The sequence below is a fragment of the Gordonia sp. YC-XJ4 genome (assembly GCF_059511865.1).
The window spans coordinates 496,291-511,299 of the sequence record NZ_CM183447.1; the positions used below are offsets into that span (position 1 = coordinate 496,291).

The following is a 15,009-nucleotide window of genomic DNA, read 5'->3' on the forward strand; positions in this document are numbered from 1 at the left end:
ACTACACCGGCAGCTTGCGGAACACCTTCCGCGGCACGTGGCGCAGCCCCATCATGATGAACCGGAACGGCCCTGGCACCCAGATGATCTCCTTGTGGGCGTCGACGCCGGCGACGACGGCGCGTGCGACGTCCTCCTTGTTGACCGTGAGCGGAGCCTCGGCAACATTCGCCGACAGCCGCGTGCGGACCTGGCCGGGCCGAACCACCAGCACGTGGGCACCGGACGGGGCGAGCGCCTCACCGAGACCGAGGTAGAACCCGTCGAGTCCGGCCTTGGACGAGCCGTAGAGGAAGTTGGAGCGCCGAACCCGTTCGCCGGCAACCGAACTCATGGCGACGATCTGGCCGTGACCCTGCTGCTTGAACTTCTCGCCGAGCAGGACGCCGACGCTGACGGCGGCGGTGTAGTTGATCGTCACCTCGGTGACGGCCTTCTTGTGGTCCTGCCAGACGGCCTCGTCGTCGAACTGCACGCCCGCCGCCACGATCGCCAGGTCGATGTCGCCGCCGGCGAAGGCCTTGTCGATGACCTCGGGGTGGGTCTCGGGCTTCAGTGCGTCGAAGTCGATCACCTCGACCTCGGTGGCGCCGGCCGACTTCACGGTGGTGACGGCGGCATCGGCGGCCGGGTCGCCGGGCACCACGGCCAGGACGACGCGTGCCGGGCCGCGCGTGAGGAATTCACCCGCGATCGCCAGACCGATCTCGGAACTGCCACCGAGGACGAGGATGGATTGCGGGGCGCCAACGGCGTTGAACATGAACGAATCTCTCTGGTGTCGACAGCTACGGAAAGCTGTTGTGGGGGAGTGGGATCAGGCGAGTTCGAGGCGGCGCGCCATGTCGGACATGAACACGCCGTTCGGGTCGATCGCACGCCGGGTCGCGATCCACGAATCGATCTCGGGATACATCTTGTGGAAGCTCTCGGCCGAGGTCCGCGAATCCTTGGCGGTGTAGAGGCGCCCGCCCATCTCCATCACGCGGCGGTCGAGGTCGTTGAGGAACTCGGCGAGCCCCTTGCGCAGCGGGAAGTCGAGGCAGACGTTCCAGCCCCGGAACGGGAAGCTCAGCGGCGCGCGGTTGCCGTCGCCGAACAGCTTGATCACGTTGAGGAAGCTGACGTGCCCCGACGCCTGGATGTCGGTGATGATCTTCTTGAACTCGGCCTCGTTGCCCGTCGGCACGATGAACTGGTACTGGGTGAAGCCACCGCCACGCGGGTAGCCGCCGCCGCGGCCATAGGCGTTGTTCCACTCCGCGATCAGATCCAGCGGGTGATAGAACTGCGGCAGGCTCTCGATGATGTTGCGTTTGTTGGAGCCGAGCCGGTAGTAGAACTCTCCCACCAGCGAGAAGTCGAGCTTGTTGTCGAGGTACCGCGGGAAGATGTTCGGCAGGGTGATCAGCGGCTTCGGGTCGAATTTCAGCGGGTCGCGCTTGAGTTTGTCCGGAAGCTGATCGAGGGTGGCGAGGTTACCGCGGCTGAAGCTGCCGCGGCCGAGCTTCGGCGGTCCGCTGATGGTGTCGAACCAGCCCGACGCGTACTCGAAACCGTCCTCGTAGCGCTGCCCGAGATGCAGGTCGATCGTCTCGTCGAGGCTGTTGGTGGTGAAGGTGTCGGCGTAGAAGTACGCGGTCTCGGTGCGCTTGAGCGCGATCTTGGCGCGCAGCACGATGCCGGTCAGGCCGATCCCTGCAATCGTCGCCCAGAAGATGCTGCCGTCGGGATCGTCGGACGAACCGTCGGGGGTGAGCGTCAGAATCCGACCGTCGGCGACGAGCAACTGCATCTCGGTGAGGTGATCACCGAAACTGCCCATACTGTGGTGGTTCTTGCCGTGGATGTCATGCGCGATGGCCCCACCGATGGTCACCTGTCGGGTCCCCGGCATCACCGGCACCCAGAAGCCGCGTGGCACGACCACCTTCATCAGGTGATCGATCGACAATCCGGCGTCGACGTCGACGATCCCGGTCTCCTCGTCGAGGGAGTGGATGCGCGTCAGCGGCGTCATGTCGATGGTCAGGCCGCCGGAGTTCTGGCCCGACTCGTTGTAGGAGCGGCCGAGCCCGCGCGCGATCACGCCACGCTTGAGGTAGTCGGGTTTGTCGGCGTTGTCGTCGGCGACCCGGGCCACTGCCTCGGCGATGACCTCGGGATACGGCGTCGAGAGGACATGCCCTTCGATGGGGGTGGTGCGCGACCATCCGACCAGCGTGCGGGTCGTGATCGGCAGCAATTCTTCAGTAGACATCGGGGTAGAGAGTACCCGCCCGCGTCGACGTGCCGGGCGGGTCGGCGGGCTCGGAGTGCCTCACCAGCCCAGTACGGCCGCCGCCGCATTGCGTCCCGGAATACCGCTGACCCCGCCACCGCGGCGGGCTCCGGCGCCGCACAGCAGTAGCCGCGGGTGCCGCGTTTCGACGCCCCAGGTGCCGACGCCGGCGTCCTCGGGTGCCCACGGCCACTGCAGCGAGCGGTGGAAGATGTTGCCGCCGGGCAGGCCCACGGCATCCTCGAGATCGCGCGGCGTCTTGGCCTCGATGCAGGCGTTGCCGTGGACGTCGGTCGCGATCACCGACGCGATCGGCTCGGCGAGAACCGAATCCAGGGACGCCAGGGTGGCCTCGACGGCGTGGGTCGTCGCGCCGGGCGCGGCGAACACCTCGGGCGGCATGTGCAGGCCGAACAGGGTCAGGGTGTGTTTGCCGGCGAGGTCGGTGCCCAGGATCGACGTGTCCGACAGTGTGTGGCAATAGATTTCGCAGGGCGGTACGTCGGGTACCTCGTCGCGGCGGGCCTGCGCCCAGGCGGTGTGGAGTTGCCCGTAGGACTCGTTGATGTGAAAGGTGCCCGCGAACGCGGCCCGAGGGTCGACGTTCGGGTCGCGCAACTCCGGCAGCCGGTCGAGCAGCAGATTGATCTTGAGCTGGGCGCCGCGCGGCGCGTGCTCGGTGTCGACGGGGTCGTCGAGCATGGTGTTGAGCTCCACCGGTGCGCACGCCGCATGCACCATCGAGCCCCGCACCCGACCGATCCGTTGTCGATGCCCACCCGCTTCGGTGGCGTTCGCCTCGGTGCGCACGTACTCGACGGTCCCGTCGGCCGGGTCGACGCCGACCACCCGGCAGTTCGTGTGGATCGCCGCGCCGGCGGCCAGCGCCGCCTGATACAGCGCTCCCGACACCGCGCCCATCCCGCCGACCGGGACATCCCAGTCGCCGGTGCCGCCACCGATCAGGTGGTAGAGGAAACAGATGTTCTGCCGCAGGGAGGGGTCGTGCAGGTCGGCGAAGGTGCCGATCAGCCCGTCGGTCGCGACGATCCCGCGCACGACGTCGTCGTCGAAGTACCGCTCGATGAGTTCGCCGAGCGGCCGGCAGGTGAGCAGCTCCCACAGTTCGGCAAGGGAGGAGTCGCCGTCGGTCACCCGTGCGCGGATCTCGTCGGCCGAACGCAGCGGCTCGATGAGGGTGGGGAACAGGCGCCGCGCGATCTCGCCCATCCGCTCGTACACCCATTGCCACGCCCCGAATTCGGTGTCGCTGCCGGTGGCGCGCGCGAAGGCGGCGGCGGTGGCCTGCTCGTCGGCGGTGTCGACGAGCAGGCCCTTCGCGGGATTCGACGGCAGTGGCGTGTAGGACGAATACCGTCGCCGGATCAGTTCGACGTCGAGTTCGAGGTCGGCGATGATCTCGCGCGGCATCAGCGACACCAGGTAGGAGTAGCGCGAAAGCCGTGCTGCGACACCGGGAAACGCCATTGCCGAGATGGCCGCGCCGCCCACATGGTCGGCGACCTCGAGTACCAGCACGGACCGGCCCGCCCGTGCCAGGTAGGCCGCCGCGGTCAGCCCGTTGTGCCCGGCGCCGATGATGACGTCGTCATAGGTCGCCGTGGCGGTCATGGTGGGCTACTTCATGATTCGCGCGACGAATGGGGTGGAGTCGGGTATCGAGGCGAGCACGGTCCCCGAGTGGTCCTGCGTCGGGTAGACGTGGAAGTCGACGGGCTGGCCCGCCGCGACCATCTGCGCGTACAACGACAACGCCGACGGGGCCGGCACATCGGTGTCGAGGAGTCCCTGCCCGAGGAAGATCGGCCGGTCGTACCCCGAGAACGGGGTGCCCATGTATTCGGTCAGCGCCGCACGCACATTCGGGATCGACGAGACCGGCTTGGCGAGGAACTCGCCGAGCGTGACGCCCTGGACCACCGGTTGCATCTCCGCGTAGCAGAGCGTGCGGGCCTTCGCGATGATCTGCCGTCCCTGCGGGGTGAGGATGCCCGGCACGTTCAGGTCGGGGCGGGCGTCGGCGAAGCCGGCGAGGATGTAGGCGGTGTAGATGTTCAGCGAGGTCGGCAGGGCGACCGGGGCCGGCGCGCCGAGCGCCACGACCTGCTCGATGTTGGCCGGGGTGCCGGTGGCGACCACCCCGCGGTAGTCCAGTCCGCTACCCGCCGAGAGTGCCGTCGCACGGCGCGCGGCGTTGAGTGCGGCGCCGGCGCCCTGGGACTGGCCGACGATCGCCCACTTCTTGGCCAGCGGTAGATCCATCTGCTGCGCCGCGCGGACCGAGTCGACCACCGACTGGGCTTCCGCGGTCCCGCTCAGGTAGTTCATGAAGCCCGGTGTGCCGAGCCCGACGTAGTCGGTGGCGACGATCGCATACCCCTGATCGAGCCAATGGCCCAGGTAGGTGGCGTCGCGGTCACTGTGCGGCAGCACCGACGGCGCGCAATTGTCACCGAGGCCGGTGGTGCCGTGCGCCCACGCGATCACCGGATATCCACCGGCCGGTGCGGGCCGCTTGGGCAGGAGCACCTCGCCGGAGCTGACCGCCGGGCGTCCGTGGATGTCACGCGTCGAGTACAGGACGCGGTAGGCACGACCGGCTGCGGGGATGTTCACCGACGACGCCAACGGCACCTGCGTGATCAGGGTGCCGGGCGCACCGATCGGTCCGGAGTAGCCGGTGGCGTCGAGTCCGGAGGTGACCGGAGCGGGGGTGGCGTCGTCGTCGGCGTGGGCCGGAGCGATGGCCAGCGCCGGTAGTGAGATCAGGGTTGCGATGGCGACAGAGGCGAGGGTGAGACGGCGGGTGCGCCGGAGGCGGTGGAACATGGATCGAACCTATCGCCATCGGTTCCCCGCCGTGGCGGCTTGGTCTCGAAGTTGTCCGGCCATCCCGAGTTGTCGGGCCGTCTCCGGTTATCGGGCGCCGGCACCGTCTTGCCCCATATCCTGGGCAGATGGACATACCGTCGGTCACCCTCGCGTCCGGATTCGCGTTGCCGCTGGTCGGCCTCGGCACCTTCGACATGTTGGGAATGCCGTGCGCGCATGCGGTTTCCCACGCGCTCGACTCCGGGTACCGGCTGCTCGACACCGCGTCGCGTTACTCCAACGAGCTCAGCGTGGGCATGGGGATCGAGGAGTCGCAGATCGACCGCTCCGAGGTGATCGTGCAGACCAAGCTCGGAGGTGGCGACCAGGGCTTCGACGAGGCGATCACTGCGGCCAAGGAGAGTGCGCGTCGGCTCGGGGTGTCCTGGATCGACGTCTACCTGATCCACTGGCCGTGCCCGAGCCTGGGCCGGATGGTCGACTCCTGGAAAGCGCTGCTCACGCTGGCCGACGAGGGGTTCATCCGGGTGCCCGGTGTCTCCAACTTCCGTGAACACCACCTGCAGGCGCTCTACGACGAGACCGGGCGATGGCCCGAGGTGAACCAGATCCAGTGCTCACCGGCGCTGGCCCGCGGCGATCTACGACAGTTCATGCAGGACAAGGGAATCCATGCGCAGGCGTGGCATCCGACCGGGCGTAAGGAGGGCATGCTCGGCGACGCCACGATCATCCGGTTGGCCCGCAAGTACGGCAAGTCGCCCACGCAGATCGCATTGCGGTGGGCGGTACAGCAGGAGATCGGCGTGGTGCCCAAGTCCTCACACAAGGGTCGCCAGCTCGAGAACATCGATCTGTTCGACTTCGAACTCGACGCGGGCGACCTCACCGATCTCGAAGAACTCGACCGCGGGGAGGGCGCCGCCCGCAACTCCGACATCGAAGAGGAGTTCTGAACGGGCGCGGTGTCCGAGGGTCTAGGGTGGCAGCGTGCCAGACCCCATCCCCGGTGAGCCGAACGGCCCGCACGAGACGAGCCCGCACGAGATCGGGCACGACGATTTCGCGACCCGGCATGCGCCGATGGTCCCCGAGCTGCCTCTCGACGATCAGGAGGCGTCCACCAACGTCCCGCTGGCGACGCAGATCTTCCGGTTCATCGTCACCGGCGTCGGTTCGGGCATCCTCGACTTCGGTCTGACCGCGATCCTGCAGTACGGGCTCGGGGTGCCGGCCGGATTCGCCAAGGCGGTCGGCTTCGTCTGCGGAACCACCACCGCCTACATCTTCAATCGGCGCTGGACCTTCCGCGCCGAACCCAGCATGGCCCGCTTCGTTGCCGTCGCCGTGCTCTATTGCGTGACGTTCGTCGTCAACGTCGGTGTCTACACCTTCCTGTCGCACCTGTGGCCGGAGGAACTGCTCTACAGCCTGCTCGCCTACGTCATCGCGCAAGGCTTGGCGACGATCATCAACTTCATCGTCCAGCACGCGGTGATCTTCAAGATCAAATGACTCGCGCGGTCGTCGTCGGTTCCGGCCCGAACGGGCTGGCCGCCGCCGTCCGCCTGGCCCAGGCCGGGCTCGACGTCGAGGTGCTCGAGGCGGCCACGGACATCGGTGGGGGAACCCGCAGCAGCGAGCTGATGCGGCCGGGTGTCCTGCACGACCACTGCTCGGCGTTCCATCCGCTCGGGGTGGCCTCGCCGTACCTCGCATCGTTGCCGCTGGAGCGGTACGGGCTGCGGTGGCGGTGGCCGGAGATCGACTGCGCCCATCCCCTCGACGACGGCACCGCCGGACTGCTGTACCGCGATCTCGATGCCACCGCGCGGGCGCTGGGTGCCGACGGTGCGCGGTGGAACGCGCTGTTCGGCCCGCTCGCAGCGCGAATGGACGACGTCGCCTCGGAGATCCTGCGGCCCGTCGCGCACCTGCCACGGCATCCGCTGGTCCTCGCGCGCACGGCCCTGCGGGTGCTGCCGCCCGCAACGATCCTGGCGCGCTACCTGCGCACCCCGCAGGCGCGTGCGCTGCTCACCGGGATGGCCGCGCACGGCTTCACCCGGCTCGACCGGCCGGGGTCGTCGGCAGCCGGCGTGATGCTCGTCGCCGCCGGGCATCGCCACGGGTGGCCGGTCGCGCAGGGTGGCTCGTCGTCGATCACCGCGGCGCTGGCGGCGCTGCTGGGTGATCTGGGTGGCCACGTTCGCACCGGCGTGCACGTCCGTGATCGCGCCGATCTCGCCGACGCCGACGTCGTGGTGCTCGACGTGTTGCCGGAGGCCGCCGCGCAGATCGTCGGCGATGCGATGCCCGGTCGGATACGCCGCACCTTCGGGCGCCGACGACCGCGTGCGGCGGCGTTCAAGGTCGACTACGTGATCGACGGTGAGGTCGGCTGGACCGCACCGGGCTGCGAGCGTGCCGGCACGGTTCACCTCGGCGGGACCTACACCGAGATCGCCGACGCCGAACGACAGGTGCTCGCCGGGAGGATGCCGCAACGGCCGTTCACCCTGGTCGGACAGCAGTGGCTCGCCGACCCGGGTCGAGCGGCCGGCACGTTGCGTCCGTTGTGGGCATACGCCCATGTGCCCGCCGGATACGACGGTCCGGCGGCCGAGGCGATCACCGCGCAGATCGAACGATTTGCGCCGGGTTTCGCCGAACGCATCGTCGACATGCGCGTCACCTCGCCCGCCCAACTGGCACAGGACAATCCGAACTACGTAGCCGGTGACATCGGAGGCGGACCGAATGATCTGCTGCACCTCGTGGCACGGCCTCGGGTTACGGTGCGGCCGTACGGTACCGGCGTTCGCGGGGTCTATCTGTGCTCGTCGTCGACCCCGCCGGGCGGTGGTGTGCACGGCATGTGCGGGTTTCACGCTGCCGGAGCGGCGCTTGCCGATCTCGATCGGTAACGGTGGGTGGTCGGGGCCGCGATGAACAGTGTGTGGCAGCAACGGACACGTCGTGTCGGGCGCGTCGCTGATGGTTCGCTGTGAGCTAGTCTCGGTTCGGGTTGGGGTGACCGCAACTCGCCACGTCCACCGAATATCGAGGGCCGATGCAGCAGGAAAATGACCGGATGTTGGTACAGCGAACTCTGTTCGCGGGGCCGAATCCCCGTGTGGTTCCGGGGATGTACGTCGACGCCAACGCTGCGTTGGTGCGTTCGGATCGGACCGCGGTCCGGATGGAGCCCGGTGCGATCCTCAGTACCAACACGTATTTCGGCCGTTTCGCCGCAAGCTACTGGCAGCGCTACACCACGGTCTCGTCGGTCCGGCTGGAGTTCGATCACGAGTGTGCGCCCGATGCGCTGTTGCGAGTAGAGGTCAAGGCCTCCGATCCGAGCGGCCGGTGGCGTCCGATCGACGCCGTCGAGGTGACCGGTCGTGGCCGGGCGGTTCTCGATCTCGATGTCCGGCGCTTCGTCGACGGTGGCGCAATCTGGTTCGACGCCACCGCAATCGGTGGTGGTGCACGGATCCGGGAGGTGACGTGGTCGGTGCCGCGGCCGCAGCGCAACCGGCTGATGTCGGTGGTGATGTGCACGCACAACCGCCCCGCCGACGCCATCTCGACGCTACTCACCCTGGCCTCGGACCCGGTGGCGCTGGACCTGATCGACTCGGTGTACGTCGTCGACCAGGGCACCGCGCGCGTCGACGCCCACGAAGACTTTCCGAAGGTCAAAGATGTTCTGGGGCCCAGGCTTCAGTACCTGATCCAGCCGAATCTCGGTGGTGCGGGAGGATTCAACCGCGGTATCCACGAGCTGACGAAGACCGGCGAATGTGAGACCGACATCGTCGTCATGGACGACGACATCCTCTGCGAGCCGGAGTCGGTGGTGCGACTATCGGCGCTGGCCAACAATGCGTCCCGCCCGGTCATCGTCGGCGCGCAGATGCTGTTGTTGTCGGAGACCTATCGCGTGCACATGACCAGCGAGTGGGAGGCTCTCGACGAGCTGAAGGCCGGAACTCCCGGTGCTTTCGGCAAGTCGGGGCTCAACGCGCTCAAGAAGCATCAGGATGCGCGCAGCGACGCCGGATGGAACGGCTGGTGGACGTGTCTGTTGCCGGCCGAGGCAGTGGTGGCCGCGGGACTGTCGTTGCCGCTGTTCTTCCAATGGGACGACATCGAATTCGGCATCCGGGCCCGCAAGGCCGGGTTCGCGACGGTGACGCTGCCCAATGCCGGTGTGTGGCATGCCGATTTCCACCTGAAGGATTACGACGACTGGTCGCGATATTTCAGCTGGCGGAACGCGCTGATCGTCGCCTCGATCCACGGTCGGTTCGATCCGACGGAGGTCGCCACCACCGTGGCCCGCGAGATCACCGGGCACATCGTCTCGATGCAGTACGGACTGGCCGAGACATTCCTGCTTGCGGTGCGCGACTTCATGTCCGGCCCGTCGATACTCGCCGACGGTGGACGCACCAAACTCGCCGAGCTGTCGGAGCTGCGCTCGCACTATCCGGACACGGTGCGCCACGAAGCCGTCGAAGGGTTGGTCGGCGACCCGCGTATCGTCACCAAAGGCCATGAACCGCAGGACAACAAGCTCGACCAGGTGATGGTCAAGCGGGTGGTTCAGCAGGTGCTCGGTCGTGTCGGCGGTGGGCGGGTGGCCATCCCGGCACACAGCGCTCGCTGGTGGCATGTGGGTCTGTTCGCGGAGGCGATCGTCACCGACGCGTCGCAGACCGGCGTCCGAATCCGTCGGCGTGACAAGCAGATCGCAGTGCGACAGCTTCGCGAGCTCGCCACGCTGTGCCTGGACCTGCGTAAGAATGCACCGGCGTTGGCCGCGCAATGGCAGGCGGCGCTGCCGGAACTCACGAGTCATGAGAACTGGCAACGACTTTTCGACGGCGACTGAGGCGCCACGCACCGACCGGCGGCGACTACTCGTCGCCTGCTCGGTCGTCGGTGTGGTCGGTGTGCTGCTCTCGGCGCTGGGGTCGTGGCGTCCATCGTTCTGGTACGACGAAGCTGCCACCGTCTCGGCGGTCGATCGCAGCTACGCGCAACTGTTTTCGCTCGTGCACCACACCGACGGTGTGCACGCCCTGTACTATCTCCTGCTCAAGCCGTGGACGGCGCTCTTCGGGTTGTCGGAGTTCTCGGTGCGTTTCCCGTCGGCGATCGCGGTCGGTGCGGCCGCCGCGGCGTTGGTTGTGCTCGCGAATCGCTTGTGGGACCTGCCCTTCGGGGTGATGGCCGGGCTGGTGCTCCTCACCGTCCCGCGGGTGATGTGGGCGGGCAGCGAGGCCCGGTCCTATGCGGGCACGCTGTTCTTGGCGGTCGTGCTGACCTGGTTGCTCGTCGCGGCCGCCGATCGTGGCCGATGGTGGTGGTCGGGCTACGGGGTCGTTGCGATCGTCGCAGTGGTGTGGTTCTTTCTCGCGGTCACCCTGCTCGCCGCGCATGCCGCTTACCTGGTGTTGCGGCAGCGCAGCGCATTTCGTGGCTTCGGTGCCACGGTGATCGCAGTGATGATCCTCGTGTCACCGTTCGCCTGGTGGGTCCACGGACAGCGTGCGCAGATCTCGTGGATTCCGGAGATGTCGGTGCAGCGGGTGGTGACCTACGCCCTGTGGGAGTTCTTCGTCGGGTCGTGGCCGTATTTGATCGTCGCCGGTGTGGTGGTGGCCGTCGCGCTCGTGGCGGCGGTGTTGACGTGGTCGGTCGAGCGCGCCGGGCTGTTCGCGCTCGCCTGGTGTTGGCTGTTGATTCCGGCGGCGGTGGTCTTCGTCATCTCGTGGACCGGGACCCAGTTGTATGCCCCCAGGTATCTGGTGTTCACGGTGCCCGCCCTTGCCCTTCTGCTGGCGTGGTCGGCGAGGACGGTGGCCCGCGAGAACCGTTGGATCACCGTGGTCGTGCTGGTGGCGCTCGCAGCTGCCGCGACACCGGAATACCTTGCTCAGCGTGGCCCGTACGGCCGTATGGGCGGTACCGATTTCTCCGCCGTGGGTGACTACATCGGTGCTCACGCCGCTCCAGGGGATTGCGTCGCCTTCGATGGAGCGCCGTCGTGGAGTCCGGAGTCGCAGCGGGTGGTGTTGCAGACCAAGCCGGGTGATTTCGCCGTCCTTCGCGACATCGGACCGAAAATCGATGCCGCACAGTCGGGCCGACTGTGGGACGTCCCGAAGCCGGTGTCGGCGTACCGAGTGTTCGCGCAGGGCTGCGCGGTGATGTGGGTGGTCACCGACGGTGAACGTTCACGCGCATCGGTGCTCTACCCCGGCGGCATGTCGGACTGGTTCTTCCAACCGTTCCACTTCACCAATTCGGAGCTCTACCGAGAGATCTCGGCCGCCGGACTCCACATCACCGGCCGCACGCAGTTCAACCACTCGCAGGTCGTGCGCATGCAGCGCTGAGCGGGACCGAACGCCCGGGCACGCTTCTTCCCATCGCTCAGTCGGTCTTGAGGTTCGCCGCACGTGGCTCACACCTCGACCAGCGATTGAGGGAGTCGACGGCGATCGAATGATGCTGACGCCCTCCCACCCGACGGTCCTCCCACCCGACGGCCCTTCCCATCCGATGGTCGAGGTGCCGAGGAGCGCCAGCGACGAGCCTCGAGACCCTTTGTGCCGACAGGCTTCCGGTCCACAGTGGTCCGGTTCCAGCTCTGCCGCAGGTGGTCTCGAGGCTCGCCGCACGCGGCTCGCACCTCGACCAGCGATCTGTGATGCCCCACCCTACCTGCCCGACGGCCGTCCCATCCCGATGGTCGAGGTGCACGGCGCCCCTGGCGCCGGGCCTCGAGACCCCTTGTGTCGAAGGGCTTCCGGGCCACGGGCACACGAACACATCGACCATCGGGATGGGATTATCACTATGGAGTTCTCAAACAACAGATGCGGTCCCGGCCAGGCCGGGTGCAGGGAATCAGGTAGTGGGGCAGTGCAGGTCAGGCTGCCACGTCATCGAGTCGCATGGTGCGTCGGTGATAGGACGGCACTGGTCGTCGTTGCGGATCGACGCTGGCGGGCGGGATCAGCCAGGGGTGTCGGTCGAAGCCCATGATGATGTCCCATCCGTGGTGGTGCACATCATCATGACAACTGCTGCACAGTAGACAACCGTTGTCGAGGTCGGTGGGACCACCCTCACTCCAGTGCCGCACGTGGTGTCCTTGGCAGCGTCCGGCATGGGCACCGCATTTGATGCACCCACGATCCCGCACCAACAACGCTTTCCGTTGCCCGGGAGTGAACAGCCGTTCTTTGAGTCCGACGTCGAGGGGTACACCGTCGGTGTTGAGGATGATCTTGGTGATGGTGGTGTCGCACGACAGCAGTTTGGCGGTGGCTTCGGTGATGGCACCCATGTTCTGTAAATCGCCGCCGAGCGCGGGGTTGTCCGCAGACCAGGTCCACAACAGCCCGTTGGTGGGTTTGGCCGAGAAGGTGGTGTCCGCCAAGCCTTGTGCTGCCAACTCCACGATCGTTTCGAATGCGGCCGCGCAGATCTGTTCGGGTGTCCGCGGATCGGGGGAGCCGTCGGGTTGAGGTTTGGGCGCCGACAAGGTTTCCATCAGAGTTCTGGTTTTCTCCCACGCGATGATGTCGAGGTTCGCCGAGATCTCCAACCGGCCGTCGTCGGTGATGCGGTCGGTGTAGGAGTTGATCTTCTTGTCCTCGGCGGCCGGTAACCCACCGGGTGTCTCGGCCGCCAACTCGTTCCCCAGCTGTCGCGCGTAGGTGTTGATCTCGGCGGGGGTGAAACCGGCAAAGTAGTGCGACAGCAGCTTTTGGAGGTATTCACACCGTTGCACGGTGTCCAAAGGTTCGGGGCATCGGGTGTCGATGTGCGCCAACCCGCGGACGATGGCGTCGGCGTGTTCGGACGAGATGGACCCGTCCGCCGCGTGCGCCGACAACAGATCGATATCGGTGGTGGCAGCGAGCCGCACGTACCGACCCGCGACGGCGGGTGCGAAACCCATGCTGATCAACAACTCCCGGAGTCGGGTGGTTTTGTGGTCGGCGACGCCCAGTCGGTCCATCTCGCCGGTGAGGGTGGTGGCGTGGTGATCAACCAGGTTCCGCAACAACAGGACTTGCTTCATCGCGCCGAACGCCTGCGGTCCGGTCATCTCCGGATTCCATTGCAAGTCGCTGAGTCGGCTGACGATATCGGCGAAGACCGCCTCAGCGTCAATATCGTTGATGTCAAGAGTTGTGGTGGTGTCGATCATGGGCCCTCCCCAGCGGCTGATCGGTGTGATGGCTCTACTCTACTCGAACATATGAATTAGTGCAAGGGTGTTCGACAGACTTGTGGAGGGAAAGATGCTTGTGGACAACGGGATTGAGTGCCCGGCCCAACTGAAATTTTATGTCGGTGGGGTGTGATAGGGGCCTGTCGGCATTCGAGTTGCAACGGTTCGACGCTCCGCGGGTCACCCACCGGCGAACCGGGTGCACGCGGAAGTGAGCACCGTGGTGACGGCCGGCTGTGGCGACATAGGAAGTGAGTGGTGCGTGGCCCCATCGATGATGTCAATATCGCAGTGAGGCAGCGAGTTTCGGGCAGCGTCGGCGATCTTGCCGACGTCGTGGACTCTGCTGTTTGCGGCGAGGATCACCGACACCGGTACCGCCAACCCAGCCAGCGTCGCCGACTTCGGTCGACGCGGGACGCGTGGTCGAGTAGAGGGGAAGTGCGCGGCGCCGATCGCTGACAATTCGAGCCACTGATGATCCAACGCGGCACCGCCGGTTTCCCATTCGAGAAACTTCCGCTGCCGAGAGCGACTCGGCCGCAGCAGAATCGGTACTGCGTGGACGAGGTATTGCATCCGCATTGGACCAAAACATGAATTGGGATCGAGCAGCACCAGTCCGCTCAGCTGTTCCGGATGTCTGAGTGCAAAGGCCAGGGCGACCATCGCGCCATAGGAGTGGCCGACGAGGATCGGACGGGCTGCGCGCAGAGAAGCCAGCGTCGTTTGGAGCCACTCGAGAACATCGTCGACCGACCGGATGCGGTCGCGTCCGGGGACGGAGAGCCCGGGGTCTCCGATGAAGTCCACGGCGTGACATCGCCGATGCTCGCCCAGAGGTTCGGCGACGGCGAACCATTCCGTCAGTGTCGCACCGGATCCTGGCAGTAGTACAAGATCCTCGCCGTTTCCGCGGCCCCATGACGTCGTGCGAGTCGTGCCGAATCGGGACGGCAGATCGGCGTCGGTGGTATCTGTCGGCCAGCGGTCACGCAGGGCTTGGTAGTGGTCAAAGAATTCGCGACCGGCATGGGTTGAGGTGAACGCGTGTGCATCAACCATATCGATCCTCTCAAAGATCGTTTAAGTTGATGATCAAGGTAATTGATTGATGAGGTACTGTCGAGCGGTGGCCCGCGACGAGAACCTCGACGATTCGCGACCGGAGTATCGACTCATCCGTGATCTGCGAGCGTTGACGGTCGAATTGGACCTATTCGGAGCGCAGTTCGCGAAATCCGAGGGACTTCACTCCACGGATCTGCGGGCGTTGATCATTCTGCTGGAGGCCGAACGCGACGGCGGGGTGGCCACGCCGGCGGTGCTCGGCCGGACCCTTGGCGGACTCAACTCGGCGACAGTCACCGCGATTCTTGATCGGCTCGAGCGAGCCGGGATGGTCGTGCGAACACCGGATCGCGACGACCGGCGCCGGATACTCGTCGGGGTGACCGAACATGCGCGAGCGGTCGGTCGCGGCTTCTTCGGACCGCTCATCGTTCCGGCGGTGGAGATACTGAAGGACTACGATCAAGCCGAACTGCGGCTCCTCGAGCGGTTTCTCGACGATATGACCAGAATCGTCACCGGCGTGCGGAAGAGGTGATCGCTG

At 66.5% G+C, this 15,009-nt stretch carries 12 protein-coding genes; 6 read left to right on the forward strand and 6 right to left on the reverse strand.

Features of this window, described 5'->3' with window-relative positions:
* Position 1: 1 nt before the first annotated feature.
* The 4 genes from dprE2 to AC5ZH6_RS02185 are packed head-to-tail and all read right to left on the reverse strand — an operon-like array spanning position 2 to position 5,131.
* Entirely contained in the window at positions 2-763 is a 762-nt protein-coding gene (gene dprE2, locus AC5ZH6_RS02170; protein ID WP_006369264.1) for a decaprenylphospho-beta-D-erythro-pentofuranosid-2-ulose 2-reductase, read from the reverse strand.
* A gap of 54 nt (positions 764-817) precedes the next feature.
* The gene (gene dprE1 / locus AC5ZH6_RS02175; RefSeq protein WP_014358514.1) at positions 818-2,260 is read right to left on the reverse strand and encodes a decaprenylphosphoryl-beta-D-ribose oxidase; all 1,443 of its coding nucleotides are present in this window, start codon (positions 2,258-2,260) and stop codon (positions 818-820) included.
* A 60-nt stretch (positions 2,261-2,320) separates the two neighbouring features.
* Positions 2,321-3,913: a phytoene desaturase family protein gene (locus AC5ZH6_RS02180; protein ID WP_496168324.1), complete on the reverse strand. Its 1,593-nt coding sequence runs from the start codon at positions 3,911-3,913 to the stop codon at positions 2,321-2,323.
* Between the two features lie 6 nt (positions 3,914-3,919).
* Complete coding sequence (locus AC5ZH6_RS02185) at positions 3,920-5,131, reverse strand: alpha/beta hydrolase family protein (protein ID WP_496168325.1); 1,212 nt, start codon at positions 5,129-5,131, stop codon at positions 3,920-3,922.
* Positions 5,132-5,259: 128 nt separating this feature from the next.
* Between AC5ZH6_RS02185 and AC5ZH6_RS02190 the strand changes: the two genes are divergently transcribed.
* The 5 genes from AC5ZH6_RS02190 (at position 5,260) to AC5ZH6_RS02210 (ending at position 11,544) form a co-directional block, all read left to right on the forward strand.
* Positions 5,260-6,090, forward strand: a complete 831-nt coding sequence (locus AC5ZH6_RS02190) for an aldo/keto reductase (RefSeq protein WP_496168326.1) — start codon at positions 5,260-5,262, stop codon at positions 6,088-6,090.
* Between the two features lie 34 nt (positions 6,091-6,124).
* Entirely contained in the window at positions 6,125-6,649 is a 525-nt protein-coding gene (locus AC5ZH6_RS02195) for a GtrA family protein (RefSeq protein WP_006369270.1), read from the forward strand.
* Complete coding sequence (locus AC5ZH6_RS02200) at positions 6,646-8,061, forward strand: phytoene desaturase family protein (protein WP_496168328.1); 1,416 nt, start codon at positions 6,646-6,648, stop codon at positions 8,059-8,061. The genes AC5ZH6_RS02195 and AC5ZH6_RS02200 overlap by 4 nt, the downstream gene beginning before the upstream one ends.
* A 146-nt stretch (positions 8,062-8,207) precedes the next feature.
* On the forward strand, positions 8,208-10,034 hold the full coding sequence (locus AC5ZH6_RS02205; protein ID WP_014358519.1) for a glycosyltransferase: 1,827 nt from the start codon (positions 8,208-8,210) through the stop codon (positions 10,032-10,034).
* Positions 10,000-11,544 (forward strand): glycosyltransferase family 39 protein, encoded by a 1,545-nt coding sequence (locus AC5ZH6_RS02210; protein WP_496168330.1) that lies wholly within the window; start codon positions 10,000-10,002, stop codon positions 11,542-11,544. The genes AC5ZH6_RS02205 and AC5ZH6_RS02210 overlap by 35 nt, the downstream gene beginning before the upstream one ends.
* A gap of 536 nt (positions 11,545-12,080) precedes the next feature.
* On the opposite strand, the gene AC5ZH6_RS02215 is transcribed toward AC5ZH6_RS02210, so the two are convergent.
* Together AC5ZH6_RS02215 and AC5ZH6_RS02220 are read right to left on the reverse strand one after the other, a co-directional pair.
* Complete coding sequence (locus AC5ZH6_RS02215) at positions 12,081-13,370, reverse strand: HNH endonuclease (protein WP_496168332.1); 1,290 nt, start codon at positions 13,368-13,370, stop codon at positions 12,081-12,083.
* Positions 13,371-13,574: 204 nt separating this feature from the next.
* On the reverse strand, positions 13,575-14,459 hold the full coding sequence (locus AC5ZH6_RS02220) for an alpha/beta fold hydrolase (protein ID WP_288337349.1): 885 nt from the start codon (positions 14,457-14,459) through the stop codon (positions 13,575-13,577).
* A 67-nt stretch (positions 14,460-14,526) separates the two neighbouring features.
* Here AC5ZH6_RS02220 and AC5ZH6_RS02225 point away from each other — a divergent pair, with 67 nt between their 5' ends.
* Entirely contained in the window at positions 14,527-15,003 is a 477-nt protein-coding gene (locus AC5ZH6_RS02225) for a MarR family winged helix-turn-helix transcriptional regulator (protein WP_288337350.1), read from the forward strand.
* The last annotated feature ends 6 nt before the right edge of the window (positions 15,004-15,009 follow it).

Coding starts and splice junctions, on each gene's coding strand:
- dprE2 (WP_006369264.1), bottom strand. CDS start 763: ATGTTCAACGCCGTTGGCGCCCCGCAATCCATCCTCGTCCTCGGTGGC.
- dprE1 (WP_014358514.1), bottom strand. CDS start 2,260: ATGTCTACTGAAGAATTGCTGCCGATCACGACCCGCACGCTGGTCGGA.
- AC5ZH6_RS02180 (WP_496168324.1), bottom strand. CDS start 3,913: ATGACCGCCACGGCGACCTATGACGACGTCATCATCGGCGCCGGGCAC.
- AC5ZH6_RS02185 (WP_496168325.1), bottom strand. CDS start 5,131: ATGTTCCACCGCCTCCGGCGCACCCGCCGTCTCACCCTCGCCTCTGTC.
- AC5ZH6_RS02190 (WP_496168326.1), top strand. CDS start 5,260: ATGGACATACCGTCGGTCACCCTCGCGTCCGGATTCGCGTTGCCGCTG.
- AC5ZH6_RS02200 (WP_496168328.1), top strand. CDS start 6,646: ATGACTCGCGCGGTCGTCGTCGGTTCCGGCCCGAACGGGCTGGCCGCC.
- AC5ZH6_RS02205 (WP_014358519.1), top strand. CDS start 8,208: ATGCAGCAGGAAAATGACCGGATGTTGGTACAGCGAACTCTGTTCGCG.
- AC5ZH6_RS02210 (WP_496168330.1), top strand. CDS start 10,000: ATGAGAACTGGCAACGACTTTTCGACGGCGACTGAGGCGCCACGCACC.
- AC5ZH6_RS02215 (WP_496168332.1), bottom strand. CDS start 13,370: ATGATCGACACCACCACAACTCTTGACATCAACGATATTGACGCTGAG.
- AC5ZH6_RS02220 (WP_288337349.1), bottom strand. CDS start 14,459: ATGGTTGATGCACACGCGTTCACCTCAACCCATGCCGGTCGCGAATTC.